23 protein-coding genes are annotated in these 26,721 nt (G+C 32.4%); 3 read left to right on the top strand and 20 right to left on the bottom strand.

The window, feature by feature from the left end:
* Positions 1 to 134: 134 nt before the first annotated feature.
* A complete protein-coding gene (locus OH806_RS11500; RefSeq protein WP_264743827.1) occupies positions 135 to 1,166 on the bottom strand; it encodes a tetratricopeptide repeat protein in 1,032 nt (343 codons plus the stop codon).
* Between the two features lie 29 nt (positions 1,167 to 1,195).
* On the bottom strand, positions 1,196 to 3,781 hold the full coding sequence (gene gyrA / locus OH806_RS11495) for a DNA gyrase subunit A (protein WP_264743826.1): 2,586 nt from the start codon (positions 3,779 to 3,781) through the stop codon (positions 1,196 to 1,198).
* Positions 3,782 to 3,929: 148 nt separating this feature from the next.
* Between gyrA and OH806_RS11490 the strand changes: the two genes are divergently transcribed.
* The gene (locus OH806_RS11490) at positions 3,930 to 4,244 is read left to right on the top strand and encodes a DUF4286 family protein (RefSeq protein WP_264743825.1); all 315 of its coding nucleotides are present in this window, start codon (positions 3,930 to 3,932) and stop codon (positions 4,242 to 4,244) included.
* A 50-nt stretch (positions 4,245 to 4,294) separates the two neighbouring features.
* On the opposite strand, the gene OH806_RS11485 is transcribed toward OH806_RS11490, so the two are convergent.
* The 8 genes from OH806_RS11485 to OH806_RS11455 all read right to left on the bottom strand — a co-directional run bounded on the left by OH806_RS11485 (position 4,295) and on the right by OH806_RS11455 (position 13,556).
* Entirely contained in the window at positions 4,295 to 4,534 is a 240-nt protein-coding gene (locus OH806_RS11485) for a hypothetical protein (protein ID WP_264743824.1), read from the bottom strand.
* Positions 4,535 to 4,681: 147 nt separating this feature from the next.
* Positions 4,682 to 5,179, bottom strand: coding sequence for a GNAT family N-acetyltransferase (locus tag OH806_RS11480; protein ID WP_264743823.1), 498 nt, complete (start codon positions 5,177 to 5,179; stop codon positions 4,682 to 4,684).
* A 159-nt stretch (positions 5,180 to 5,338) separates the two neighbouring features.
* Positions 5,339 to 5,473, bottom strand: coding sequence for a bacteriocin-like protein (locus OH806_RS16615; RefSeq protein WP_406567626.1), 135 nt, complete (start codon positions 5,471 to 5,473; stop codon positions 5,339 to 5,341).
* Positions 5,474 to 5,544: 71 nt separating this feature from the next.
* On the bottom strand, positions 5,545 to 8,376 hold the full coding sequence (uvrA, locus tag OH806_RS11475; RefSeq protein ID WP_264743822.1) for an excinuclease ABC subunit UvrA: 2,832 nt from the start codon (positions 8,374 to 8,376) through the stop codon (positions 5,545 to 5,547).
* Between the two features lie 186 nt (positions 8,377 to 8,562).
* Complete coding sequence (locus tag OH806_RS11470; protein ID WP_264743821.1) at positions 8,563 to 9,492, bottom strand: YiiG family protein; 930 nt, start codon at positions 9,490 to 9,492, stop codon at positions 8,563 to 8,565.
* Positions 9,493 to 9,522: 30 nt separating this feature from the next.
* The gene (locus OH806_RS11465) at positions 9,523 to 11,397 is read right to left on the bottom strand and encodes a type VI secretion system baseplate subunit TssF (protein WP_264743820.1); all 1,875 of its coding nucleotides are present in this window, start codon (positions 11,395 to 11,397) and stop codon (positions 9,523 to 9,525) included.
* A 22-nt stretch (positions 11,398 to 11,419) separates the two neighbouring features.
* On the bottom strand, positions 11,420 to 11,860 hold the full coding sequence (locus OH806_RS11460; protein WP_264743819.1) for a GPW/gp25 family protein: 441 nt from the start codon (positions 11,858 to 11,860) through the stop codon (positions 11,420 to 11,422).
* A 280-nt stretch (positions 11,861 to 12,140) separates the two neighbouring features.
* A complete protein-coding gene (locus OH806_RS11455; protein WP_264743818.1) occupies positions 12,141 to 13,556 on the bottom strand; it encodes an APC family permease in 1,416 nt (471 codons plus the stop codon).
* A 154-nt stretch (positions 13,557 to 13,710) separates the two neighbouring features.
* On the opposite strand from OH806_RS11455, the gene OH806_RS11450 reads away from it, so the two are divergent.
* On the top strand, positions 13,711 to 14,220 hold the full coding sequence (locus OH806_RS11450; RefSeq protein ID WP_264743817.1) for a DUF4920 domain-containing protein: 510 nt from the start codon (positions 13,711 to 13,713) through the stop codon (positions 14,218 to 14,220).
* Positions 14,221 to 14,327: 107 nt separating this feature from the next.
* Here OH806_RS11450 and OH806_RS11445 read toward each other — a convergent pair whose 3' ends face one another.
* A complete protein-coding gene (locus OH806_RS11445; protein WP_264743816.1) occupies positions 14,328 to 15,437 on the bottom strand; it encodes a M14 family zinc carboxypeptidase in 1,110 nt (369 codons plus the stop codon).
* Between the two features lie 834 nt (positions 15,438 to 16,271).
* On the opposite strand from OH806_RS11445, the gene OH806_RS11440 reads away from it, so the two are divergent.
* Positions 16,272 to 16,811, top strand: coding sequence for a helix-turn-helix domain-containing protein (locus tag OH806_RS11440; RefSeq protein ID WP_264743815.1), 540 nt, complete (start codon positions 16,272 to 16,274; stop codon positions 16,809 to 16,811).
* Between the two features lie 57 nt (positions 16,812 to 16,868).
* Here the strand turns inward: OH806_RS11440 and OH806_RS11435 are convergent, their stop codons facing one another.
* From OH806_RS11435 to OH806_RS11395, 9 genes are all read right to left on the bottom strand, one after another.
* Positions 16,869 to 17,882 (bottom strand): T9SS type A sorting domain-containing protein, encoded by a 1,014-nt coding sequence (locus tag OH806_RS11435; protein WP_264743814.1) that lies wholly within the window; start codon positions 17,880 to 17,882, stop codon positions 16,869 to 16,871.
* 176 nt (positions 17,883 to 18,058) lie between these two features.
* The gene (locus OH806_RS11430) at positions 18,059 to 19,228 is read right to left on the bottom strand and encodes a proline dehydrogenase family protein (protein WP_264743813.1); all 1,170 of its coding nucleotides are present in this window, start codon (positions 19,226 to 19,228) and stop codon (positions 18,059 to 18,061) included.
* Between the two features lie 66 nt (positions 19,229 to 19,294).
* Complete coding sequence (locus tag OH806_RS11425; protein ID WP_264743812.1) at positions 19,295 to 20,224, bottom strand: UbiA family prenyltransferase; 930 nt, start codon at positions 20,222 to 20,224, stop codon at positions 19,295 to 19,297.
* Between the two features lie 10 nt (positions 20,225 to 20,234).
* Entirely contained in the window at positions 20,235 to 21,161 is a 927-nt protein-coding gene (locus tag OH806_RS11420) for a mevalonate kinase family protein (protein ID WP_264743811.1), read from the bottom strand.
* 179 nt (positions 21,162 to 21,340) lie between these two features.
* On the bottom strand, positions 21,341 to 22,831 hold the full coding sequence (locus OH806_RS11415; RefSeq protein ID WP_264743810.1) for an MFS transporter: 1,491 nt from the start codon (positions 22,829 to 22,831) through the stop codon (positions 21,341 to 21,343).
* A 105-nt stretch (positions 22,832 to 22,936) separates the two neighbouring features.
* Positions 22,937 to 24,115 (bottom strand): acetyl-CoA C-acyltransferase, encoded by a 1,179-nt coding sequence (locus tag OH806_RS11410; protein WP_264743809.1) that lies wholly within the window; start codon positions 24,113 to 24,115, stop codon positions 22,937 to 22,939.
* A 64-nt stretch (positions 24,116 to 24,179) separates the two neighbouring features.
* Complete coding sequence (locus tag OH806_RS11405) at positions 24,180 to 24,605, bottom strand: hypothetical protein (protein WP_264743808.1); 426 nt, start codon at positions 24,603 to 24,605, stop codon at positions 24,180 to 24,182.
* Positions 24,606 to 24,619: 14 nt separating this feature from the next.
* Entirely contained in the window at positions 24,620 to 25,012 is a 393-nt protein-coding gene (locus OH806_RS11400; protein WP_264743807.1) for a hypothetical protein, read from the bottom strand.
* Between the two features lie 317 nt (positions 25,013 to 25,329).
* A complete protein-coding gene (locus OH806_RS11395) occupies positions 25,330 to 26,712 on the bottom strand; it encodes a nucleoside permease (RefSeq protein ID WP_264743806.1) in 1,383 nt (460 codons plus the stop codon).
* Between the last annotated feature and the right edge of the window lie 9 nt (positions 26,713 to 26,721).

The raw sequence follows: 26,721 nt of genomic DNA, 5'->3' as shown, positions 1-26,721 counted from the left end.
ATACGGAATTACAGAGAATTTTTATGGTGAAATTTATGATTAATACATTATAAAAAATTCAAATTTTCACAAGTTTTAAAAACAAAAAAAACCGAAACAAAATTGTTTCGGTTTCGGTAATATATTGAGTAATATTATTTAGATTTAGCTTGAAGTTCAGCTTCTTTAGCTTTCATTTCAGCAGCTTTAGCCTGATTTTTAGTCATCATATACATTTCTTTCAATGTAGAAACAGCATCAATATTTTCTGGCATTGCTTTATACCAACCTTCTGCATAAGGTAAAGCTTTTTCAAATCTTGCTTTTCTTGCTTCGATAAGCTTAGTCGCATCATCTGGTTTAGTTTTTCTTAATGCATTAATTTCTTCCACAGCTTTTGTATCATCTCCGATAGTTGTATAAACTAAATTTTGATAAGCATTAGCAAAGTCAGGTTTCAAAGCAATTGCTTTATTGAAAGATTCTATAGCATCATTAACAGTAGCTGCTTCTTTAGATTGTAGAACCCCTAAATTATACCAATTTGTAGCATCATTAGGATTTTTAGATAATTGTTCTTTCAGGTTAGCCATAAACTGGTCTGTTTTTCCTGAAGCATATAATGCAGTTCCCTGAGCTTCTTTAAGCTTTGTGCTGTTTGGAAATTTTACTAATCCTTTTTCAATAAGAGCTAAAGCCTCATCATTTTTATTAGCATTTAACAATAATGATGTTAAAGTCTCATATAAATCTGCCTCTACACTTTTTGTCTGCTCAGTTTTGAAATCTGAATAGTCTTTAGACGAAGTTTTTTTCAATAACTCCCAAGTACTTTTATCATAAGTTGCTACCTGTCCTGTTTTATTGTCTTTTGCAGTATAAGTAGTCTGTACTCCTGTATATCCGGAATTGATAAGGTCATTATAAATTTTAATAGCAGAATCACTGTTATTAGCTAATGCATAACTTAATCCGGCATAATACATATACGTTTTATCGTCTTGTCCGCTAGCTTTTAGCAAATCGTAAACCTCCATAAATTTAGGAGCTGCTCCAGCATAATTTTTAGCATTATATGCATCCATAGCTGCTTTATTGGCATTCTGTAGTTTAGCGTTTACATCTTCTTTTTGTCCAAAAACAAAAGCTGAAGCCACGATAGCCAAACTTAAAATTAGCTTTTTCATAATCACTATTTTATATTAATTGTACAAAATTATTCTTCAGAATCAGAATTCTCAGTTTCCTCATTTGAATTTTCATTCTCAGCTTGAGGCACTATATTGTTTTCCTGGTTATCAGCTACAGTTTCTGCTACCTCCTCGTTTTCTTCAGAATCATCTTCTACATCTTTATCCATTTCTACTTTTGCAATAGCTGCAATTTCGTCATTTTTCTTAAGATTGATCATTCTCACACCTTGAGTATTTCTACCCATCACTCTCATTTCATCCATTCCCATTCTGATAGCAACTCCTGATTTATTGATAATCATCAATCCGTCTTCATCTGTTACATTTTGAATAGCAATTAGATTTCCTGTTTTTTCGGTAATATTTAGGGTGATAACTCCTTTTCCTCCTCTGTTGGTAATTCTGTAATCCTCCACTGCGGTTCTTTTACCATATCCTTTCTCAGATACAACAAGAACTGTTTCTTTCTCTACATCATTCACAACAATCATACCAATTACCTCATCATTATCTTCCATTGCAATACCACGAACCCCGATAGAACCTCTACCAACTTCTCTTACTTTTTCTTCCGGGAATCTAATACACTTACCGTTTTTCGTAGCAATCATGATTTGAGAAGTTCCGTTTGTTAAATAAGCACTCAATAATTGGTCATTGTCTCTAATCTCAATTGCATTTACCCCATTTACCCTCGGTCTTGAATATGCTTCTAATGATGTTTTCTTGATTGTACCATTTTTGGTAACCATCACAACACTCATTTGATTTACATATTCTGAGTCCTTCAGGTTGTTGGTTCTGATATATGCTTTAATTTTATCGTCCGGTTCAATATTAATCAAGTTTTGAACAGCTCTACCTTTTGCCGTTTTAGAGCCTTCAGGAATTTCAAATACTCTCAACCAATAACATCTTCCTTTTTCTGTAAAGAACAACATATATTGGTGATTGGTTGCAGAAACAATGTACTCCAAGAAGTCCTCGTCTCTAGTTGTAGCCGCTCTGTTTCCTACACCACCTCTACTCTGAATTTTGTATTCAGAAAGCGAAGTTCTCTTAATATATCCTGCGTGAGAAATTGTAAGAACTACAGATTCATTCGGAATAATGTCTTCAATTGACATTTCGCCACCTGAATAATCTATCTCAGTTCTTCTTTCGTCTCCGTATTTTTCTTTAATTTCGATTAATTCATCCTTAATGATTTGGAATCTTCTTGATTCATTTGCTAAAATATCTTCTAAATCAGCAATTTCTTTCATGATTGCATCATACTCATCACGGATTTTATCAAGCTCCATTCCCGTTAAACGAGCAAGACGTAAGTCTAGAATCGCCTGAGCCTGAATTTCAGAAAGGTCAAAAGCTTCAATCAATCCTTCTTTCGCAGCCTGTGGATTTGCGCTATGACGGATAATAGAAATAGCTCTATCTAAAGAATCCTGAGTCCCAATCACCTTCATGAAACCTTCCAAGATATGAGCTCTTTCTTTAGCTTTTTTAAGCTCAAACTGAGTTCTTCTTACAATTACTTCATGTCTGTGCTCTACAAAGTGACGAATAATATCCTTCAGGTTCAATTGTTCCGGTCTACCATGTACCAAAGCAATATTATTAACACTAAAAGATGTTTGAAGCGCCGTATACTTATATAATAAATTTAGAACAACATTCGGAATCGCATCATTTTTCAATTCATAAACAATACGAAGCCCTCTTCTATCCGACTCGTCTCTGATTTCGTAAATCCCTGGAATTTTTTCTTCTTTAACAAGTTCAGCCGTTCTTGCAATCATCTCCGCTTTGTTCACCTGATAAGGAACCTCGTTTACAATAATTGCATTTCTGTTTCCGATTTCTTCAAAAGCAACCTTAGCTCTCAGAACGATTCTTCCTCTTCCTGTATGGAAAGCATCTCTTACTCCATCATAGCCATAGATAATACCTCCTGTAGGGAAGTCCGGAGCTATAATGTGCTGCATTAATTCATCTATCGTAATATCTCTGTTATCAACATAAGCACAAATAGCATTTATAGACTCCGTTAAATTATGCGGAGCCATATTCGTCGCCATACCTACAGCAATACCAGAAGCTCCATTTACCAAAAGATTAGGAATTTTTGAAGGTAAAACTGTTGGCTCCTGCAAACTGTCGTCGAAGTTATTCTGGAAATCTACCGTTTCTTTATCTAAATCTGAAAGAACCTCATCTGAGATTTTTTTCAATCTTGCTTCCGTATAACGCATTGCTGCAGGAGGGTCACCATCCATAGAACCGAAGTTACCCTGTCCATCAACCTGAGGATATCTCAAGCTCCAGTCCTGAGCCATTCTCACCATCGCATCATATACAGAGGAGTCTCCGTGTGGGTGATATTTACCCAAAACGTCCCCAACAATTCTAGCAGATTTTAAGTATTTTCTATTAGAAAAAACCCCTAATCCATACATACCATAAAGTACTCTTCTATGAACGGGTTTCAAACCATCTCTTACATCTGGTAACGCTCTTGAAACGATAACCGACATCGAATAATCGATATAAGAAGATTTCATTTCATCAACAATGTTGATAGGAATCAGTCTTTCTCCTTCTTTTTGCATAAACAAGTTTTATTGTAATGATAATCAAGCTTTTGAATCTATGCTTGAAAATTATTTATCTCTAATTTTTAATAACGGGCTAATTTACGAAAAATTTGCCGATTTTTGTGGTAAAATTTATCCACAGAATCTTAAAAATTCATAAAATATGAGCGTATTAAGTATAACTTTCCACTGTACAAAAAATAATCTTGAAGAATGGGAAAATTATATCGATGAGACATTGATTTTAATGACAGAAAACTTAATGGATGTCAACAAATATATTCTGTCTGAAGTACACAGTGATTACATCGAAGAAGGCAAGAATTATAACCTTCTTTTAGTCTTTGATAATGATGAATTAAGAGAAGATTTTGTTAAAAGTGAATTATTGAATATCGCTGAAAGGGTTGAGAAAAAATTCGGAAATGAAGTGATGATTTTTAATACTTTTTTAAATCCTAAAAAATCCAGAATGTAAATAAAAAAAGTCCTGAAAATTCAGGACTTTTTTATTTTATTTAGTTCATCTTAGTGACGACCTTTATGACCTTTATGTTTATGATGTTTTCTACCCTTATCATTATCATATTCATAATAATATACTCTTTTTTTCACCTGTCCCGGAGCGTAATACCTTGCACTTCCTCCATACACTTTTTTAGCTTGTCCGGGTGGAAGCCCTCTTCTACCATGAGGATGATGCACTACACATGAAGCTAACATAAATAGCACAATAACTACTCCCACAATTTTTACTAAACCTTTCATATTTTCATTATTTCAAATTCTACAAACGAAATAATCAATCATAATGCCAAAGATTTAAAAATACTATCTATTTTACTTTTTTTATTCTAAAAAAATAAAAAAAATATCTTAATTTACTGAGAATAATATACAATAAGTTAAACTTTGTTAAAAACCTACCGTTTCACTTCTTTTTTCCAACATAACTACATCTTTCCATTCACCATTAAGCTTTCCTAATTTCTTTCTGACTCCCACTGTTCTAAAGCCATTTTTCTGATGGAATTTTATTGAGGTTTCGTTTTCGGGAAATATATTAGATTGTAAAGTCCAGAATCCATGGTTTTCACTATCCAAAATCAGCTTTTTAAGCAAAACAGAACCCAATCCTAATCCCTGATAATTATTATCCAGATAAATACTCACTTCTGCAACCCCGTTGAAACATTCTCTTTTGCTGACAGGTTTCAATCCACACCAACCAACAATTTCATTGGTTTCATTTTCCAAAACCCAACGACAAGCGTTAAAAAACTCCATGTTCCAAGCTTCAGGAGTAGGAGCTGTTGTTTCAAAAGTGGCAATTCCTCCGTCAATTCCTTGTTTAAATATCTCCAGGACTCTTACTTCATCATTAGGAAGCATTTCTCTTATTTCGTAATTCATTTTATTTTAATGATATTTATTTCGTCTTCATTCTTAAATAAACAACCTTATCGACGATTATTTATACTATCAAATGTATAAATTTATACATTTTAAAGAAATTAAATTTTAATAAATTTCTCCAAATAAAAAACCGCTTAAACAAGCGGTTCAAAATTTTTAAGGACATTGTGAAAGATGAATTTCACTGCATATAACTTTGTCCATCCATTCGCAATAAAAACAGTAAAGCTTTTTTTCACCAGCATTTACTGATTTCAACTCAGTTTTTGATAATTTTTTAAAATTTTTCATATCGTTTTAATTTTGCAAACTTTCTATATAACGATATTTTTTATTTTTTATTACCAACTTTGTTGTTAAAATTATTCTAATTCCCGTTTCAAAAACTTACCTGTCAGGCTTTTCTTAGATTTTACAATTTCCTCAGGAGTTCCCTGCGCTACGATTTGTCCGCCATGTTTTCCTCCTTCAGGACCTACGTCAATAATATGATCTGCTAATTTTATCACATCCATATTATGTTCAATAATAATAAATGAATTTCCTAATTCCACCAACTGATTAATTGCATCCATTAAAATTTTTACATCTTCAAAATGAAGCCCTGTTGTCGGTTCGTCAAGAATATATAATGTATTTCCTGTTTGTCTTTTTGCCAATTCTGTCGCTAACTTTATACGTTGAGCTTCTCCTCCAGAAAGTGTAGTTGATTGCTGACCTAGTGTGATATACCCTAGACCTACATCCTGTAAAGTTTTCACTTTAATATATATTTTAGGAATCGGCTGGAAAAAATCCACAGCTTCATCAATCGTCATATCCAAAACATCAGAAATAGATTTTCCTTTGTAACGAACTTCCAGTGTTTCTCTGTTAAAACGTTTCCCGTTGCAAGTTTCACAATGAACATAAACATCCGGTAAAAAGTTCATTTCAATTACCTTCAAACCTCCTCCCTGACAAGTTTCGCATCTTCCACCTTTCACGTTGAAAGAGAATCTTCCAGGTTTATAACCTCTGATTTTACTTTCTGGTAATTCTGCAAAGAGATTTCTGATATCTGTAAACATTCCAGTATATGTCGCAGGATTGGAACGAGGTGTTCTACCAATCGGAGTTTGATCTACATCTACAATTTTATCTATATTCTCAAGTCCTTCAATTTTTTTGTAAGGTAAAGGCTCCTGAACTGCTCTGTAGAAATGTTTATTCAGAATCGGGTATAAAGTTCCATTAATTAAAGAAGATTTTCCGCTTCCGGAAATTCCTGAAACCACAACCAATTTCCCTAACGGAATATCTAAAGTTACATTCTTAAGATTATTTCCTGTAGCACCTTTTAATACTATATTTTTACCATTCCCATCTCTTCTTTTTTCAGGAATGGCAATTTTTCTTTTCCCGTTAATGTATTGAGCCGTAATTGTATCAGCTTTCAATAAATCTTTCGGTTTTCCCTGCCAAAGAATCTCTCCTCCGAATTTCCCTGCTCTTGGACCAATATCTAATACCTCATCTGCTTCCAGAATCATATCTTTATCGTGTTCTACCACCAAAACAGAGTTTCCGATATCACGAAGATTTTTTAATGAATTAATCAGTCTCTCGTTGTCTCTTTGGTGTAGCCCTATACTCGGTTCATCAAGAATATATAATACATTCACCAACTGAGACCCAATCTGTGTTGCCAAACGAATCCTTTGAGACTCTCCTCCTGAAAGCGTTTTTGAACTCCTACTTAAACTTAAATAATCTAACCCTACATCTAACAAAAACTGAAGTCTGGTTTCAATTTCTTTTAATATTTCGTGAGCAATAATTTTATTCTTTTCTGAAAATTTATCCTTAACTTCAGCCAACCAATCCTTCAAATCAGCTAAGCTCAAAGCATTAATCTCAGCAATATTTTTTCCGTCTATTTTAAAACTTAAACTTGAAGGCTGAAGACGAGTCCCTTTACATTGAGGACAAGTTTCTTCCGTTGTAAAATGTCTTTCCAGCAAAACAGCTTCATAAGACTCTCTTTCTTCAATAATTTCTTCCATAAAAGGAATTAAGCCATCAAAACTGATTTTAATTTTTTTGGTTATTCCTGCATACTTTAAGTCTTTGTTAAACTCTTTATGGCAGCCATTATAGATATAATCAAGAGCCTCTTCTGGGATATCCTGAAAAGGAGTTGCCAGTCCCAATCCAAAAATTTCAAGAATATTTTTAATCTGAGCCAATACCCATTTATTAGACTTAATATCTTCTAAAGGTAATAAAGCTCCCTGATTAATCGATAATTTCGGATTTTCGACAAAGTAATCTGTGTTGATTTTTTTTATTGTACCTAAACCTTTACAATCCGGACAACTTCCTTTCGGAGAATTGAATGAAAATGTATTAGGTTCCGGCAAAGCCAATGAATGACCTGTTTCATCATCCATTAAATTTTTAGAAAAATATTCAATATCAGTGCTTCCCAGTTTTTGAATTCCGATAATTCCCTCTCCCATTTCCATTGCCGTTCTGAGAGATTTTTCCATTCTGCTTTCAGATGCACTTTCCCCCATAATCCATCGGTCTATAACGATGTCTATGTCGTGGGTTTTGTAACGGTCGAGCTTCAAATCATATTCAATATCTTGCAATTCTCCATCAATTCTTGCCTGTCCGTAGCCTTTTTTTGCCATCTGAACGAAAAGTTCATGATAATGTCCTTTTCTGGAGCGTACAACAGGAGCCATCAACATTATTTTCTCTCCTTTGTAATTTTCTTTAATGGTTTCTATAATCTGTTCTTCTGTGTAACTTACCAATTTTTTCCCTGTGGAAAGTGAATAAGCATCTGAAACTCTCGCATATAAAAGACGTAGAAAATCATATAATTCAGTAACAGTTCCTACAGTTGAACGTGGATTTTTGTTAGTTGTTTTCTGTTCAATGGCGATAACCGGAGAAAGCCCTTCGATTTTATCAACATCCGGACGTTCCAAACCTCCCAAAAACTGTCTTGCATACGCCGAAAACGTCTCAATATAACGACGTTGCCCTTCCGCAAAAATAGTATCAAAAGCTAAGGAAGATTTTCCACTTCCGGAAAGTCCTGTAATTACGACCAATTCGTTGCGTGGAATTTTTACATTGATGTTTTTAAGATTATGTTCGCGTGCGCCATAAACTTCTATATATTCTGTTGATTTACTCATAATTCAGTGTGATTCTACCTGAAAATCACGATGTGCAAAATTACAGAATTTTACGGAATATTTTATGTTAAAAAATGTTAGTAACCTCCTATGAATTTCTTTTGTTTTTGAAAGAGAACTAAACACAAAAAAGACCGATGAAAATTATTCACCGATCTTCTTTCAATAGTTTATTTAATGTAATGTTTATCTTACGAACGAATTGTAAGAATTAAGAAGTGAATCATAGGCTGAATCTATCTGCGATATATCACTATCGGATATTTTCCCTGAGGTTTTAGCATTTCTGATTAGCTTTCTGAAAATCTCCAAAAAATTATTTGCATTTTTATTAATGTTCTCAAAAGGAATCTTTTTATGAGAATATTGCTGATCTTTTACATCAAAAACAAGTTTTGAATTATTTTCAACAGCTTTTGCAAATTCATCATACTTTTTCTGAGCTTCAGCTTCATTAAATTTACTTTCATATTGTTTTCCCAAAACCTCATAGGAAGAATCTAAAGATTTCATTATAGCTTTAGACGAAACAATATATTCTTTCAGAGGATGATCTTTCAAAATTACTTCTTCAGCCGCATCTGTAGCCGGTTTTATTTTAGCTATAATATTTTCCCCCGATGTAAAAAATACCTCAGCATCTGCTTCAATTTCTTTACTGATTGCTTCAGCTTTTGCTCCTTTATCATCTTTAAAATCTTCAGAATTCATATAAGACTTCAGCTCTGCATATTTCTGCTCAATATTATTTTTTCTAACTTTGTAATCTTGAAATTCTTTTTCAATAACCTCTTTATCTTTTCCAAATCCTGACGGAACAGTGGTAAGTTTAGCATACGCAAAATCCATGGCCTCAGTAACATGCGGCAAAGTACTGGTATTTAAGCCTTTTGATTTTGCAACAGCTTCATCAGCATATTTTAAAATACCTTCAATACGGACAGTAGATTTTTTGTAAGAATCTAAAAAATTATTATTAAAATCAATAATAGCATTCGCTCCCGCTCCATCGACTTTATTGAGAATAGTATCTCCAATTTTATTTAAGTCCTTTTTACAGCTTATACTGACGACTCCTAACATAAAAGCCAGTACAAATACAACAGTTTTTTTCATATTTTTTTGATTTAATGTGGTTTGTTATGATTAAAATTCGATGTCTTCGTCTGTAACTTTTACTAAATATTCAATTCCGTCAATCGCTTTTGCTACAATCTGATTCCGAAGGATATTCGCCATATTTTCCCAATATGCCCTTCCGTAAAAAGAGTAGTTTTGCGGAATTATCTCAACTTCCACTGTTCTTACAAAACCTTCTTTGGGTTTGTTGCTAATCATGGTTCCCCGTGTTACTCTTACTTCCTTCAATTCATCTTTCAGAACCATTCTGCAATAGTTCTTAACATCTTCCAAAGAAATAATTTTATCTCTCGTCGTTAAAGCGTATTTGTAAGCCTGAATACTGTCTGTTCCTTTCTGTTCTTCCGCTCCGCCAATGGTTTCTGTAAGCAACACTAAAGTTTGGGATTTTAACTGATTAGAAAGCTCTGTTCCCGGTCGCATGTGATTTGCCAAAGTACAATACGTGACCCAAAAAGAAGCGTAAGTATGGTCTGTTTTCTCAACCGGCTCCATAATGACATAGTTCAGCTCTTGTTTAATGTTCCTTTTCGCATTATTCACCTTTTGAACCATTGATTTCATTTTGTCAGACATTTCACTTAATATACCTTTTACGTTATCTCTGTTTAAAAGTGAAAAAGCAGCAATTTCATCTCTCGTCAATTCAAGAACATTGGCTATCATATCAACTGCATTACGATTGTTGAAACGTTCCATTCCTCCTTTGCGAACGGTGTACAATCCTTTTTTCAAATCATCATTTGGAGTAAAAGGAATTTCAGTGTACACTCTTCCGTCTCCATCCTGCACCTCATCAACATACAAAAAATGCTCACCATCATCTGTCGTCAAAGGAATATTATTTCCCATAATATCCAGGCTATACTCTGTTTTTTTCCAACCTCTGTTATAAATAGGGAAAGCGTTTAAAACAAAAGAAAAATTATCTAAAATTTCAGCCGTAAATTGTGGTGGAAACTCAAACGTCAGCCATAAATGACGTTTGCCTTCAATATATTTTTTGATATCTTCACGCCCTTCAAGAAAATCAAGATTTTGAGGAAGTTTGCCTTCATCTGAAAACAGGCTACTTGAAAGCCCTGTAATTTCAATAAATTTATGATGATAAATACTCTTGATATCCTCAATTATTTTATTTCTGATAGATTGCTCATGAAACATCTGCTCATACCCTTCCGCCTGTTTATTTTTGAGATAAGAAATACCTTCTTTTACAAATAACGGATTTCCATTACTGGAGACTGTAATGTATGGTAATAATTTATACACAAAATCTAAATGCTCAAATGCAGGATTTGAACAAAAAATATTCAGGTATTTTGGAAAATTTTCATTAACATATTTACTTACATTAATTCCTATTGTAACTTTTCTGTAATCTTCTGGCTTTCCCTGAAATCTGGCAATAGGTATTTTATTCAGTCTTTCATCAATTCCATAACATGTGTTTCCCACAAACATTATTGAGGTTTGCGCTTTATTAATCCTCACGTTTCCGATAGGAGTAAAAGGTATATTCAATTGCTTGTCCGACTCAGATTTTACTGTTGAAGTCATCTGCTTTCTAAAGAAAAATTCTGTATGTTCCAACAAAACCTCAGAAGACTCATAAGGTTGTGTAAATGCAATCGCATGTGCTGGAATCGGGTGTGTATAAATTGACGGCGTAAGAAGTTTTGCCAGTCTTTCTAAAATTCGGGCATTTACCGTCTGTATTTCATTATTTGCTTTAAAAACCTCAGTACTGAATGCATCAATTAACAATTTCACAAACGGATCCAATGATTGCGGACTTTTTAATCCCCAAACTTTGGTTGCGTTCTGAAGCATTCTCGCTTTTACCGATTCTTTGGAATATATATTCTGATCTAAATTCATAAATTCTGGTTACAATTAGTACTTAGTCAATCGACATCGGACTCAAAAACAGTTCTGTAGAGAAACTGAAACGCTCTCCTGTCTCTTCCATTTTGGCATTAATGGCGATTTTGACTTTTTTCTTGATTTCCGTATGTTCTTTAGTGTCGTAACTGTGCTCCACAATCTGAATATGGGCTTCAATCTGTGGCTGAACAATTCTGGGTTCGTATTCTAATATTTGTCTTTTCAAACTTTTAATGAAAACGGTTTCCCAAACGGCACTTGTAACTCCATTGTCGAATTCCAGATTCCAAACGTCGTTTCCGTAATTTTCATCATATCTGTTTTCGCCTTTTTTGGTGGTAATCAGTAGCATAATATTGTGGGCAATACTTTCACCCATATCGCAGGTGTCAATACTCCCTCCTTCCGTCATTAATGCTGATGGAACAAAAGGCATTCTGTAATTTGGTGTGTCCATGATTCTGCTTCTTTATTTTATTTCATAGTCTGGTTTACTTGAAAAGAAATACCAAATTAAACATTTTTCACGAAATGGAGTATTACAGAATATGAAAATATTGTTTAAAAGTTACCCTATTTTTGATTTTAAGATAAAAATTTCTAGCCCCGATTGAAGCGACATCCTTTTTCGCATTGGATAATAGTTAAGGCAAAAAGATACAGCGGAAAGCGGGAAATAGCTCCTAAAAAATATAAATAAAAAAGCTGCTCAACATTATTAAACAGCTTTTGAAAATTTATTCTTCAACTTTTTTATTTCGATTGATAAAGTAATACACTGGAAGTCCCAATAAAACCATGAGGAAGCCCGGCCAAGTATATTGTTGTTTGTAAATTAAAAGCAAAATACAAAAAACAGTTCCTATCAATAAATAAACAATCGGAGTAACAGGATATAACCATGTTTTGTAAGGTCTTTCAAGATTGGGTTGTTTGAATCTTAAATATATAACTCCAAAAACAGTAATCATATAAAATAAAACAATAACAAAAGAAATCATATCCAAAAGGTTTCCATATTGTCCGCTCAAACATAATAGAGATGCCCAAATTCCCTGCATCCAAAGTGCATTTTCAGGAACTTCGTTTTTATTATTTTTTTCAGCTTCTTTAAAGAACATTCCGTCTTTTGCCATCGTTTGAAAAACTCTTGCTCCTGCGAGAATAAGACCATTATTACAGCCAAAAGTAGAAATCATTACCAATAAAGCAATAATCATAGTTCCTGCACTTCCGAAAATAAAGTGTGAAGCAGCAACCGCTACTCTGTCGTTTTCTGCAAAGGCAACTGAATCTCTATCCAAAGCATTTAAATAGACAAAATTAACTGCGATATACAAAATCATTACGGCAGAAGTACCATAAATCATAGATTTTACAACATTTTTCTTGGGATTTTCTATTTCTCCCGAAACAAAAGTCACGCTTTCCCAAGCAACCGAACTAAACACAGAACCAACCATTGCGGCTGCAATTCCACCCATTAAAGCCATTCCTCCAATAGGTTCCCAACCTTTTTTCAGAAAGTTGCCTAATGAATCTTTGCTAAGATTATTAAAAGAATCAAGTCCAAAACTGAAATTTTCGGTCATTTTAGAGATATCAACGAATATAAATCCTGCGGCAATCAATCCTAATAAAGCAATAATCTTTGAACCTGTAAAGATATTCTGAAGCAATTTTCCGCTTTCTACACCTCGTGTATTAATATAAGTAAGCAAAAGTATAATCGCGATAGCTAAAATCTGTATCCATGTAATTTTAAACTCTCCACTTTGAAAAATAGGAGCCGCATCATTAAGAGCCGGAACCAAATACGCAGTGAATTTTCCGAAAGCCATCGCAACTGCTGCAATCGTACCAGTCTGAATTACAGTAAATAATCCCCAACCATAAAGGAATCCCATTTTTCTTCCGAAAATTTCCTTAAGATAAGTATACTGTCCTCCTGCTTTAGGAAATAATGCTGAAAGTTCACCATAACTGATCGCCGCAGCAACAGTCATAATTCCTGTAATTACCCAAACGACAATAAGCCAAAACCCCGAACCGAGATTACGCATCATGTCTGCACTTACAATAAAGATTCCACTACCAATCATAGAACCCATTACCAACATAATGGCATCCCAAAGTTTCAGTTTTTTCTGCATAGCTTAATATTGAGTCAAATATAAATAAATATATAATTCATCACATATTTTATTTAAATTTTAGATAGAAACAGAAAAAAACATGTCAATTATCAATTATTTTAACAATATATTTTTCAATATTTATTAGTATTTTTGAAAAAAAATATTAAAAATGAAATTCAAAGCAATATTATTTGCCATAGCTGTAAGTGCTTCTACATTATCTTTTGCTCAAGAGACTAAAAAAGCTGGTCCTCCTGCCGGAAATGCACTTGTGGGTGATACTTATGGAAATGGCGTAGCTTCAAACATTGAGTCTAAAGCAATTTCTGTTGAAAAGCTGAACAAGAAACTTAAAAAAAGTAACAAAAAAATTGAAAACGTTGCCGTAAAAGGTAAAGTAACAGATGTTTGCGATAAAAAAGGATGTTGGCTTACAATACAAACAGAGGATGATTCTAAGTTTTTCGTAAAAATGAAAGATTATGCTTTCTTTGTTCCTACTGCTCTAAAAGGAAAAACTGTAGTACTTGATGGAAATGCTGAAAGAAAAATAACTTCTGTTGATGAGCAAAAACATTATGCAGAAGATGCTAAGAAACCTCAAGCTGAAATTGATGCTATTACAACTCCAAAAGAGGAAATAAGATTCGTAGCAAACGGAATTAAGGTAGTAAACTAAACAAAAATTATTATGTCATTTGAAGAATCTCTCTTTATAGAGTCTTTCTTACATTGAATGAATGATACCTATAAAAAAACAAAAGCGGAACAAATTGTTCCGCTTTTTTAGTCCTCTATTTTAAAATCTACTACATCATCCAACCTAGGATATTTAGTAGCAGAAACAAATTTCTTTCCTGTACAGTCAATCTCCTTCCAACCTTTTCGCTTCTTTACATCTCCCGCCTCCATTACATAAGGAATAAATGATATTTCATCTTTTCCTTCTTCAATAGTTTCTCTGTATTGAACTGCTATGTCCAAAATACATTCATGGTCAGTATTCAATTTCACATTTCTGTAAATAATATCGTAATGCGTTTCTTTGTTTTCGGGAATTTCAAAATAAGCTTCCCAACCGTTAATATTAGAATTTAGTTCGCTAATTGCTTTTAGTGCATAATAAAATGCAACTGTATAATATTTTCTTGTCCCTTTTCTGGTATAATCATCTACAAAATGACCTCCTTCAAATAAAATTGTCGGCATTCCGGCCTTTATAAAATTATCACCTGTAGAAGTCGGATAAAACTCGTCAGAATATCTTCCAATCTGATTTGGAATCAGTTCCTTTAAATGATTATAAACATTACCAATTACAGCCATACATTTTTTTCTATTATCAGTAACCGTACGTTCAACATTTTCGGAAGGAGCCAAAAATGATAATGTTGCAGGATGCACTCCATCTGTCGTAAAAATCGTTCTTTGCTCATGAAGATTAAGAGCATAATCATAGTTTTTCGAAGCAACCGTATTTTTTAAGAACTTTATTTCTGGACTTGCTTCATTATGAAAATCCCTATTCAGGTCGATATCTATTGCATTCAGTCTTGTCCATCTTTTAGAACCATCGGGATTTAACATAAAAATAAAATCCAACTTTATTTTACTGAATAATTCTTCCTTCAGTTCCAGAGCTTTATCTAGAGAAATCAGCAAATCAAGCATCGCATGAGTTGCATTAGATTCATTCCCGTGCATCTGTGACCAAGCCAGAACATTAATTTTTCCTGTTCCTATTGTTAATTTATAAATAGGTTTTTGCAAATGTGACTTTCCTATCTCTTGAATATAATCGCTGAGATTCGTCTGTAGATAGGAAAATAATTTTTCGGGGGAAATATAACGATTTGGGAAATCTTGATTTTGCTGATAAATCTGCTCAAAGTTCATGTCTGTAATAATTTACAAGATTCAAATTTAGACTTTTTTATGCAAAAAATAAAATTAACATTTGTAACAGTATTAAACATTGTAAAATGTCAGAATGTCTGTTGATAAAATTGTGGATTGCTAATAATTTAATTAATACAATATAATTAATTTAAAATCAAATATTTATAAAAATTATTTAAACGATTATTTTAAACTTACTTTAAGTATGAAAATGAGTAGTTATCAATATTTGGGTGTAATTTTGCTAAACGTGGAAAAATATTAAATTTGTTGTTAATAAGTGTTTTATACAAATGTAAATTGTTGGTAATTTAGAATAAGTTTCTAAAAATTATCCGTTTTTGAACTTTATTTTAGAGCTGTAAGTGTTATTAAAATTTGTCAAATAAAGGTTTTTTAGTCATTAATTTAATTTCGGTAAAAATTATGCTATATAAGCCATTTAAGAGGATAATTAAGCACATAGCATAATCTATTTAATAACTAAATCAGCTGTTTAGCCTCTCACCTACCCTTTATGTTAAAATTAAGTTAATAAAATGCCTCTATATCCCTATAGCAAAGTGTTTATATGAAATAGGCAAATTATAATCTATTATTAATCGCTTTACTTCATCTTTTACTTTAAGTGAAATATAAAAAAGTGAATTTTGGGGAAAATTTGTTTAATAAAAATCATAATTTAATTTTATAAACAATATAAAATATTGTATTATAGTACATTATAATCATTTACAAATGTATTCTTGATAAATTCAATTTTGTTTACGGTTGTATTTTGCATTTGTAAATTTAATTTTTACATTTGTAAAACTATTAAAAACGGTATTTATGAGTTTAAATGATAGAATTTCAAAAGTTATAGAATACTCAAATCTTACTCCTTCGGAATTTGCAGATGAAATAGATGTTCAGCGTTCCTCTATTTCTCATATTACTTCAGGAAGGAATAAACCGTCTTTAGAGTTTATCATAAAAATAAAATCTCGCTTCCCCGAAATTCTTTGGGATTGGTTGGTAACAGGTGAAGGTGAAATGCTAAAATCAGATTTACCAGAAACTAATGAATTACCTCTTGAACAAGCTGAGGAAGATAAACTAAAACCTACCTCACTCCCTGATCTTTTTACAATGATGAATGATGATGAAGATTTTGGAGTTGAGGAAGTACAAATACCCATCAAAAAGCAAAGTTCTGGAGAATCGTTTATACCGCACCAGAATTCAGCTCAGGAAAAAATATCAGATTCTCAGCGATTAGAAAAAAGCAATGAACAAAAAAACAATCAAGTAGTTGAAAATCAACATAATAAAATAAAACGTATTGTTTTGTTTTACGAAAATGGAAAATTTGAAAGTTTTGAGCCATAAAAAAGCCTGATCAAAAATGACCAGGCTAAATAAAGTATTTGAGAAGATGTAATAAAGCTATTGCTTTATTAGTTTTGTAATTTTAGTAATTTCATTACTATTTATCTTTAAAATATAATTTCCTTTTGGTAAATCAGAAATATTATATTCTTCAGCTCCCTTTAAAGTTCGAACGAGTTTTCCCGAAGCATCCATAATCTCTACAAAATTAATGCTAATTTTTTTTGGACTATTAATTTTAAAATAATCTTTTACTGGATTTGGATAAACTTGCAATCTATTATCATATTGCATTACTTCATTAGTTCCTAATGTATTTGTAAAGGTAATAACAAAAGGTACGTCCATTGGATAATCTGGAGCTGTTGTAGGATTACCTTGATCAATTAAATTTGACCAAACATTACTTAGAGCGTCATATTGTTTGGCGTTCCATCCAGCTAATCCTCTCGTTCCTTGAACTGTTACAGGGGGTGCGAAACCACTATTAGCAACCACTACATTTTGTAATTGAAATTTTAACCAATATGTACCAGCTGAAAGAGATACAGGAGTATTTGCTGTGATTTTCCATATTTTTCTTGTTGTAACTGGTGCTTGATTTACTGGTACCAAGCTATTGAAAATTCTATACATTTTAGAATCTACACTCGAACTAAATCGATTAGTGGTATCATCTCCAAATACACTAACAGCACCTGAAACAGAAGGATCTGAATTAAATATATTTACTCTTACCGCATTGAAAGGAGATGTTGTACCTGTATATCCTGTTTGATAAGCAAAGAAGTCTATTGTTGTAATATTCCAAGTTTGACCTGCTGGAACAATAAAATCATCTGCCAAAAAATAATTTGCTGTAGTTGATCCATTGGTAATTGCATACCCAGCTGTTGTATTAGATTCTGTTGTATTTCCTGTATTATGCTGATTTTCAGACCAAGTATATCCTGTAGGTGCGGCAACACCATTGTTAGAAGTTGCGCCTGTGCTTAACCCACCGTTACTATAGGTTTGTGCAAAAGCACAATTAGCTATTAGGACAATAGCCGTGAGTAAAATTTTTCTCATGTAAATTAGTTTATTAGTTTTAACCAAAAATAGAAAAATAATTTTAAATAAAAACAATTTATATAAAGTTATACTATCATAAAATATTATGCTTAAAATTATGAATCATAAAAACGAGTTTAGATAAAGTAAAAGCCCCACTTATAAGTGAGGCTTTTACTTTATCTTGAAAAAAATTACTTTTCTTTTCTTCTTTCCAGCTCTTTTTTAATAAGACCAAGTTCCCTTCCTGTTTGACCAGCAACAGAAGTATTTTCCTGAGCCCTTCTTGTAAGATATGGCACAACATCTTTTACAGGTCCGTAAGGAAGATATTTAGCCACATTATAGCCTTTATCAGACAAATAGAATGTAATATTATCACTCATCCCGTAAAGTTGCCCAAAATATACATGAGGATTGCCATTTTCCAGGTTTTTAGCTTTCATTTTATCCATCACCAACTCAGAAGAAATCTCATTATGGGTTCCAAAGAAAGCTGAAACTTTATCTAGGTGATTCATCACAAAGTCAATTCCTGCATTGTAGTTTTTATCAGAAGCCTCTTTAGTTGGCTGAATAGGATCCGGATAACCTTTTTCGGCAGCTCTTTCTCTTTCCTTTTCCATATAGGCTCCTCGAACAATTTTATAACCTATAAAATAGCCTTTTTCCCTTGCTCTTTGCAGATGAGCTTCCATATATTCCAATCTTCCGGTTCTGTACATTTGGATAGTGTTCCAAACAATAGGTTTTTCCTGGTTGTACTTCTCCATCATTTCTTCACAAAGCTGATCTGCAGCATCCTGCATCCAAGTTTCTTCAGCATCTACCATTACTTTTTTGTCATTTTCATGACATAGTTTACAAACATCGTCGAATCTTTTTACTACCCTTTCCCATTCTTCTTTCTGACTAGAAGTCAATTCTGCATTCTTTCCGACTGCTTCGTAGATATCTATTCTTCCAAAAGCCGTAGGTTTAAAAACAATAAAAGGAATTGCAGGATTACCTACCGAAAATCTCACAATATCTTTAATCTCATTACAAACGGCATCAAAAGTTGCTTCATCTTCCTTTCCTTCAATAGAATAATCGAAAATACTTCCAACTCCTCTCTTGAAAAGCTGTTTCACAACTTTCATACTTTCTTCACGTGTTTCACCTCCACAAAACTGTTCAAATAAAGTATTTTTTACAATTCCGGTAACAAATGGAAAATCATTATGAACGGTGAAATTAAGAACAGAAGTTCCGATTTTGGTGAGTGATGGTTGTTCAATCATTTTAAACATCCAATACGCTTTCTTTAACTGAGCATCAGACTTGTCTGCAAATGCAATTTTAGTATCGTTAAAAATGGGCATTACTTTTAAATAAATTTAGTGTTGTACAAAGGTAAGCATAACCCTGTAGTTTTTAAAGAAATTTCTCTACAAATTGCCTTCAATTCCGCTTAAAAGCATGGCAATGATTCCTATAAAAATCCAAAATCTTAATATGTTAAGACTCAAAAATTTACTTCTTCTGGAATAGTCTAAAAGCAAATAAATACATAGAATAATTACGAACAATCCTGCCGAAAAATAATATGACATAAATCCTGAAATGCCAGTTCTAAGAATCAGCTTCATAGAAACAAGCATTGTAAAAACCAATAAAGAAATAATGATGATTTTTGTTGTCTTCGTATTAAAGAAATTAGGTATTGTAGTATATCCAAATACTTTATCAACTTGCTTCGTCAACATATCTTTCACTATATCAACACATAGAAGAATAAAAAAAAGAAAAATAGCCATTAAAAAAACTTTTATCGAAAAAGTTTCATAATAAACCATCATTCCAAAAAAAGGATATAATGTAAGGCTTACAAACGTAAGATTGTTCAAAACTAATATTCTACTCAACTTATGGCTATAAAACCACATAAAAAACTGATAAACAAGAAAAAAAATAAAAACGTTACGAGAAATAAACCAAGCTACTCCCAATGAAATGATGCTTAAAGCCAGATAAACATAAAGAAAGTACTTTTGCTTAATAAAACTTTGAATTCTTGTTCTGAAAGGCTTTACAACATGATCTTTCTCGAAATCGTAAAATTGGTTGATAATTCCTCCTGCCAAAATGGTAAGAACAGTACAGAAAATAATGCCGTGAACTTTAAAATCGAAAACAAAATTTCTTAAACTTTCTTCCTGATTGAATAGAAAAAAAGTGGAAACATAAAGGGCAAAAGTGAGTAAAATAGCAACAAAAAACCTAGCTCCCAAAAGAAACCCCATCAACTGTGAGAATCTGTAGAATAGAGATTTTGGTGCTATGTTTTTTTTTTGGAAAGTTTCTTTTCCAGAATTCATTCCAATAAATTTAGAATCTGTAAATTACTTCTTTTTGGAAGCCTTCAAGCATTTTTTCTGCTTTCTCGTAGTCTTTGGTAAATCCTAAAATATAACCTCCTCCACCGCTTCCGCAGAGTTTTAAATAATAAGCGTTTGAATCTAATCCTTTTTTCCAGATATTAAAAATGCTTTCAGGAATCATCGGACGGAAATGTTCATATGCCCAATGAGAAAGCTTTTTAAGATTTCTAAAAAACGGATTCATGTCTTTTTTAAGAAAAGCATCAATACAAGCATTGTTGTAACGAATAAACTCTTCCTTCAATGTTTTACGGAAACCTTCTGTCTTCATTTTTTCAAAGAAAATCTGAATCATAGGTCCTGTTTCACCCGTTATTCCTGAATCTATCAAGAAAATAGCTCCTTTTCCTTCTTCTCCTTTCGGAATGGAAACTTTGTCTAAATTCTCTTTATTTTCAATAAGAATCGGCAAATTCATATAGCAAATTAAAGGATCCATTCCCGAGCTTTTTCCATGGAAATAGCTTTCCATTTGTCCGAAAACAGCCTTTAAATTCTTTAAATTATCTTTAGAAATATTCTCAGGATCATGCTTTGACAAAGAATATTTTTCAAAAATAGCAGCCACTAAAGCTCCTGAACTTCCTACTCCGTATCCTTGAGGAATGTTTGAATCAAAGAAAAGTCCGTTTGAAATATCTTTTTTAAAAGTTTTTACGTCTAATTTGAAGTCCTCAGGAAGATTTAAATTTTCAAGAAAATCTGAATATTTCTGTAAATGTTGATTCGATTTTTCTTCAAATTCTGAACTTAAATCTGAAAATTTTAGAGTTCCTTTATAAAAACTATACGGAACGACAAGACCTTGAGAATCTTCTATCATTCCATACTCTCCAAATAGTATTATTTTAGCGTAAAATAAAGGGTTCGTCATTGTGACAATAAATCTTTTTGCAAAGTTAAAAATTATTCCGCTGAATATAAGCAAAATCTGAGCCGAATTATTACAAATTTTAACGAAATGTAATCTTAAAATTTTTAATTAAATGTAATTACTTGTATAAGTCAATTAATTTAAACAAAAAAGACGTTAATTTCTTAACGTCTTTTTGTTTATAAAGTATCTCTATCTTTACGCATTTTGACGTTCAAAAATCGGATTAAGATTAATCCTGCTGCAAAAAATATTGTCATTGAAAGTGCTGCAATTCTCATATTATTGAAATGATCAATCAATGTAGCAAAGATAAATGTCCCTAAAATAATTGCTATTTTCTCTAATACATCATAAAAACTGAAAAATGTAGTATTTTCCATAGAATCTTCAGGAAGAAGTTTTGAATAAGTTGATCTTGACATCGCCTGAAGACCTCCCATTACAAGCCCTACAACCGCAGCAACACCATAAAACTGATATTCTACCGTAGGATTTTCTTTATTTAAGAAAAACGCCCAAATACAAGCTAAAATCCATAAGACAATAGCTATTGAAATTACATTTTTATTACCAATTCTTTTAGATAACCTTGAAAATATAACCGCTCCGATAATGGCTTCAATCTGAATAACTAAAAGAGTTCCTATCAGTTTTTCCTGAGCCAGGTTTATCTCACTTTTTCCGAATAAGGTTGCCATCAAAAAGATAGTCTGCATCCCCACACTATAAAAGAAAAAACTTGAAAGGAAGAATTTCAGATTTTTATTTTGGAATAACTGTCCTCCAACTTTATATAATTCCCTAAAGCTTTCTTTAGCAATATCTTTGTAGAAACTCAAATTATCCATCAAAACACCAAAGAAACCTCCTTGCTCTTCATGTTTTTTGAAGATATTTTTATAGTTTAAAAGTACCAAATCTTTTGGAAGTTTATCTTTAACATCTCCAAATTGAGGAAGATGTTTGAAAGTATATTGTGAAAACCCAAACCACCAAGCTCCTGTCAACAAGAAACTAATTCTGGTAAAAATTAATTGCTGAGTTGCATTTTTAGCAAAAACCTGAATCAATAATAAACAGATAATCACTAAAACCACAGAACCTAAATATCCGTAAACATAGCCTTTTGCGGAAAGAGCATCCTGCTTGTCTTGTGTAGCAATATCAGGCAAAAATGAGTTATAGAAAACCAAACTCCCCCAAAAGCCAACACTCGCCGTAATACTAAAAAGAAGTCCCAAAAAGACATTCTGCATTCCTGTAAACATTGCCAATCCCATACATGAAGTTGCTCCCAAATAACAGAAAAACTGCAGGAATGATTTCTTATTCCCAATTGTATCTGCCAAAGAAGATAAAAAAGGAGAAAGAATAACCACAATTAAAAATGAAATCGTTAAAGAATACCCGTAAACCGCATCTGGTTGGTATTCTTTACCAAAAATATTAATCATGTGTCTTACGGGAACATCAATCCATTTGTGGGTTTCTGCAACATATTCTTTCTTTTCGTACGCTGTGGTAAGAATAGAATAGTAAATAGGAAAAATAGTAGAGGTAATTACCAAAGAGTAAACAGAGTTTGCCCAGTCATAGACTGCCCAGGCCTTCATAATCTTTGGATTATTCTTTATATTTCGAGGCTGTTGATTCTCAATTTCAGACATTTCAAATAAATATTTGTCCACAAAAATAAAAAAACCATTAAGAAATGGATAAAAATTTAAATAAATTATCTATTCCTTAATGGTAAAATATTCTTATACAGAATATTAGATATTTTCAATAACAATAGCAGAAGCACCACCACCTCCATTACAGATAGCTGCAGCACCATATTTTGCATTGTTTTGTCTTAAAACATTAATTAAAGTAACAATAATTCTAGAACCTGAGCTTCCCAGTGGATGACCAAGAGCTACAGCTCCTCCATTCACGTTTACTTTAGAAGCATCTAAACCTAAAATTTTGTTATTTGCTAAACCTACTACAGAGAAAGCCTCATTGAACTCAAAGAAATCAATATCCGAAACCTCTAATCCAGCTTTTTTAAGGGCAATAGGTAAAGCTTTTGCAGGTGCAGTCGTAAAGTTTTCAGGCTCTTGAGCAGCATCAGCATAAGAAACGATTTTAGCTAAAGGTTTAAGACCTAATTCTTCCATTTTTTCTTTAGAAACAAGAATTAAAGCAGAAGCTCCGTCATTAAGAGTAGATGCGTTAGCAGCTGTTACTGTCCCTTCTTCTTTTTTGAAAACTGTAGGAAGAGTTGGTAATCTGTCAAAATTAACAGCTTTATATTCTTCATCTTCAGCAAAAATAATTGGCTCTCCTTTTCTTTGAGGAATTGAAACAGGTACAATCTCATCAGCAAATTTACCTTCACTCCAAGCTTTTGCAGCTCTCTTATAAGACTCTATTGCAAAATTATCCTGATCTTCTCTTGTAAAGTTGTAATCTGTTGCGCATTTTTCAGCACAAACTCCCATGTGAACTTTGTTATAAACGTCTGTAAGACCGTCTAAAACCATTCCATCCTGCATTTTTACATCTCCTAATTTTGTAGCATTTCTTGCATTATAATAGTGAGGAACTGAAGACATATTTTCCATACCTCCTGCAACAATTACATCTACATCACCAGCTTTAATAGCTTGTGCTCCCATCATTACAGCTTTCATACCTGATGCACAAACTTTATTTACTGTAGTAGAAGGTGTTTCAATAGAAAGTCCTGCACCAAGCGCAACCTGACGAGCCGGAGCCTGACCTTCTCCTGCCTGCAAAACATTCCCCATATAAATTTCCTGAACGTTTTTTGGATCTAAACCAATTTTATCTAATGCTCCTTTTACTGCTACAGCACCTAATTTTGTAGCAGGTACAGTTGATAAACTTCCTAAAAAACTTCCCATTGGAGTTCTTACTGCAGAAACGATGAATACTTCTTTCATGTGTATATCTTTAATTTTTTATAATTAGTTATTTAAACCTATTCTGGTTTTAATTTGAATAAATTTATTTTTGATTTTCTTTTACTTTTACCAAAACAAAGTTATATTTATCTCCTGAAATCTGAGATTGGATTTTGATATAATTATCCTGAGTTGCAACTATTTTATTGGTAAAAACATCATCGACTTTAATACGTATATCTTTTCCTTGTACATCTAATACTATCGATTTATAAGTACAATCATCTACAAACACCATTGTTGATTTTATAAAATCTTTCCCGTCATTATAAAATTCAGTCTGAACATTATCCTTTACAGTCATATACCAAAGGTTTTTAGGATAATTTATGCGCAAAAAAGTACCCTCTTTTATGTTACTACACTTAGTTGGATTATCTAATGGTTTTTCAGCTTGTTTTTGAGTAGTTTTACTCTGAGAAAAAGCTAATGAAAAACATACTATTGCTAATAAATTTAATAATTTCATGTCTGTGTTATATACTATAATTGTCTATTATTATTTCTTATTTTAATGATCATCAGGAAAGCTCCCAAAAATTCAAAATACCATCCCCATTTTAGTTTTACTACCCCGGCAAAAGCTTCTCGCCAGGATTTAAAAGGCAAAAAACTAAAATATTGTAATGCTTGAATTTTAACAGCTGCCAAAGTAAATATGAATAATAAAATTAAAAGGAATGCAAAAATGCAAACAATTTTCTTTTCATTATTCACAATACCAAAAAGTGCACATGCAGAAAAAATCCAACAAGTGATGGCTAAATAATGATCTAACTTCCAATAATTCCAATTTCCGATTAAAGGAACATGAACCAAAGGCAAAAAACTGCCTACAACAACCAAAATTAAACCTAATAATTGAATATTTTTCATATTTCTACAAAGTGCCAAAATACGAAAAAAAACACACTTATTATTAGTCTATTTTAAAATCTACTTATCGACAAGCAAACAAATATTGGCTATAAAATATTCTTAAAATCCTTAACAGATTAACAATAAAAATAAATTTATTTTAATAAATCAAAAATACAACCAAATAAACAAACATTAAATTAATCTCCAAATTATTAAACTATTGAATCTTACCTTCTACAAACTATAAATTTTAAAAAATAATTTAAAAAACTTATAAAAAAATTGCAAATTCTTTCGAAAATGCAATTTAATATTTTTATTATTTGAATAACCTAGTGATTTACAGAAGATACATCTTCCGGCTTGTGTTTATGCTTAAATAAAATAGCAAACAAAATAGCTAATACCAATGCATAAGCAGCAAAAGCAAGCCAGATATTATGCCAGTCTTTCACCATCACAATCGATGATAAACTTCCGTCCGGATTTACCGCAGAATTAAACCCATTTTTAAGGATTTCTAAAAAAGTAGGGTTATCTGGTGTTGTTTCTAAATAAGTTGATAAATCAGTTGCTGTAGTGAATTTATGAGTAAAGAATTTATCAATCGCCCAACCTGCAATATAGCTTCCAAACACAGCTCCGAAACCATTGGTCATCATCATAAACAGACCTTGAGCTGAAGAGCGTATTTTTTTATCAGTTGTTGTTTCTACAAAAAGAGAACCTGAAATATTGAAGAAATCGAAGGCCATTCCGTAAACGATACATGAAAGAATAATTAAACTTAAACCAAATCCTTCAGGAATACCATAAGCAAAGAATCCGAATCTTAGTACCCAGGCAAACATTGAAATTAGCATTACTTTTTTGATTCCAAACTTCTTTAAAAAGAAAGGAATTGCCAAAATAAACAATGTTTCAGAAACCTGAGAAATAGACATGATAATTGTAGATCTCTGTACTACAAAAGAATCTGCATATTTCGGAAAATGCTCAAACTCACTCAAGAATACATCTCCGTAAGCGTTCGTTAACTGTAAAGCAGCCCCCAATAACATTGAAAATAAGAAAAACAAAGCTGTCTTATAATCTTTAAATAATTTAAATGCATTAAGCCCTAATTGCTCTGTTAAAGGTGCGTCTTTATCGATTAATTTCTGAGGAGGACATTTCGGTAATGTCAAAGCATAGATACCTAAAAGCACAGCCACTGCTCCTGCAATATAAAACTGTCCTTCAGTCGCTTTGTTTCCTGTAAGATTGGTAATCCACATTGCTACAATAAATCCTACAGTTCCCCAAACACGGATTGGTGGAAAATCTTTCACCACATCCAAATTACTGTTTTTAAGAATCGTATATGAAATAGAATTAGCAAGTGCAATTGTTGGCATATAGCAACACATCGCAATAAGCATTACTGTAAAAAAAGAACTAGGATCTCCTGAATTAGGCAAAATAAATAGAACAACCCCATAAAGGATGTGTAATGCTGCAAAAATTCGTTCTGCGTTTACCCATCTGTCAGCAATAATACCCGTAATGGTCGGCATAAAGATAGAAGCAATTCCCATTGTTCCAAAAACAGCCCCAAATTGAGCTCCGTCCCAATGCTTTGTACCGAACCAAAAATTAGCCATCGTAATCAGCCAAGCTCCCCAAACGAAGAACTGAAGAAAACTGAGGATGGTCAAACGTAATTTTAAATTCATAGTTAGTGT

Origin of the sequence: Chryseobacterium oryctis, from assembly GCF_025971925.1 — a bacterium.
GTDB lineage: Bacteria > Bacteroidota > Bacteroidia > Flavobacteriales > Weeksellaceae > Chryseobacterium > Chryseobacterium oryctis.
Note: the sequence above shows the minus strand (reverse complement) of the source record. Positions and strands in the feature narration are given on the sequence as shown.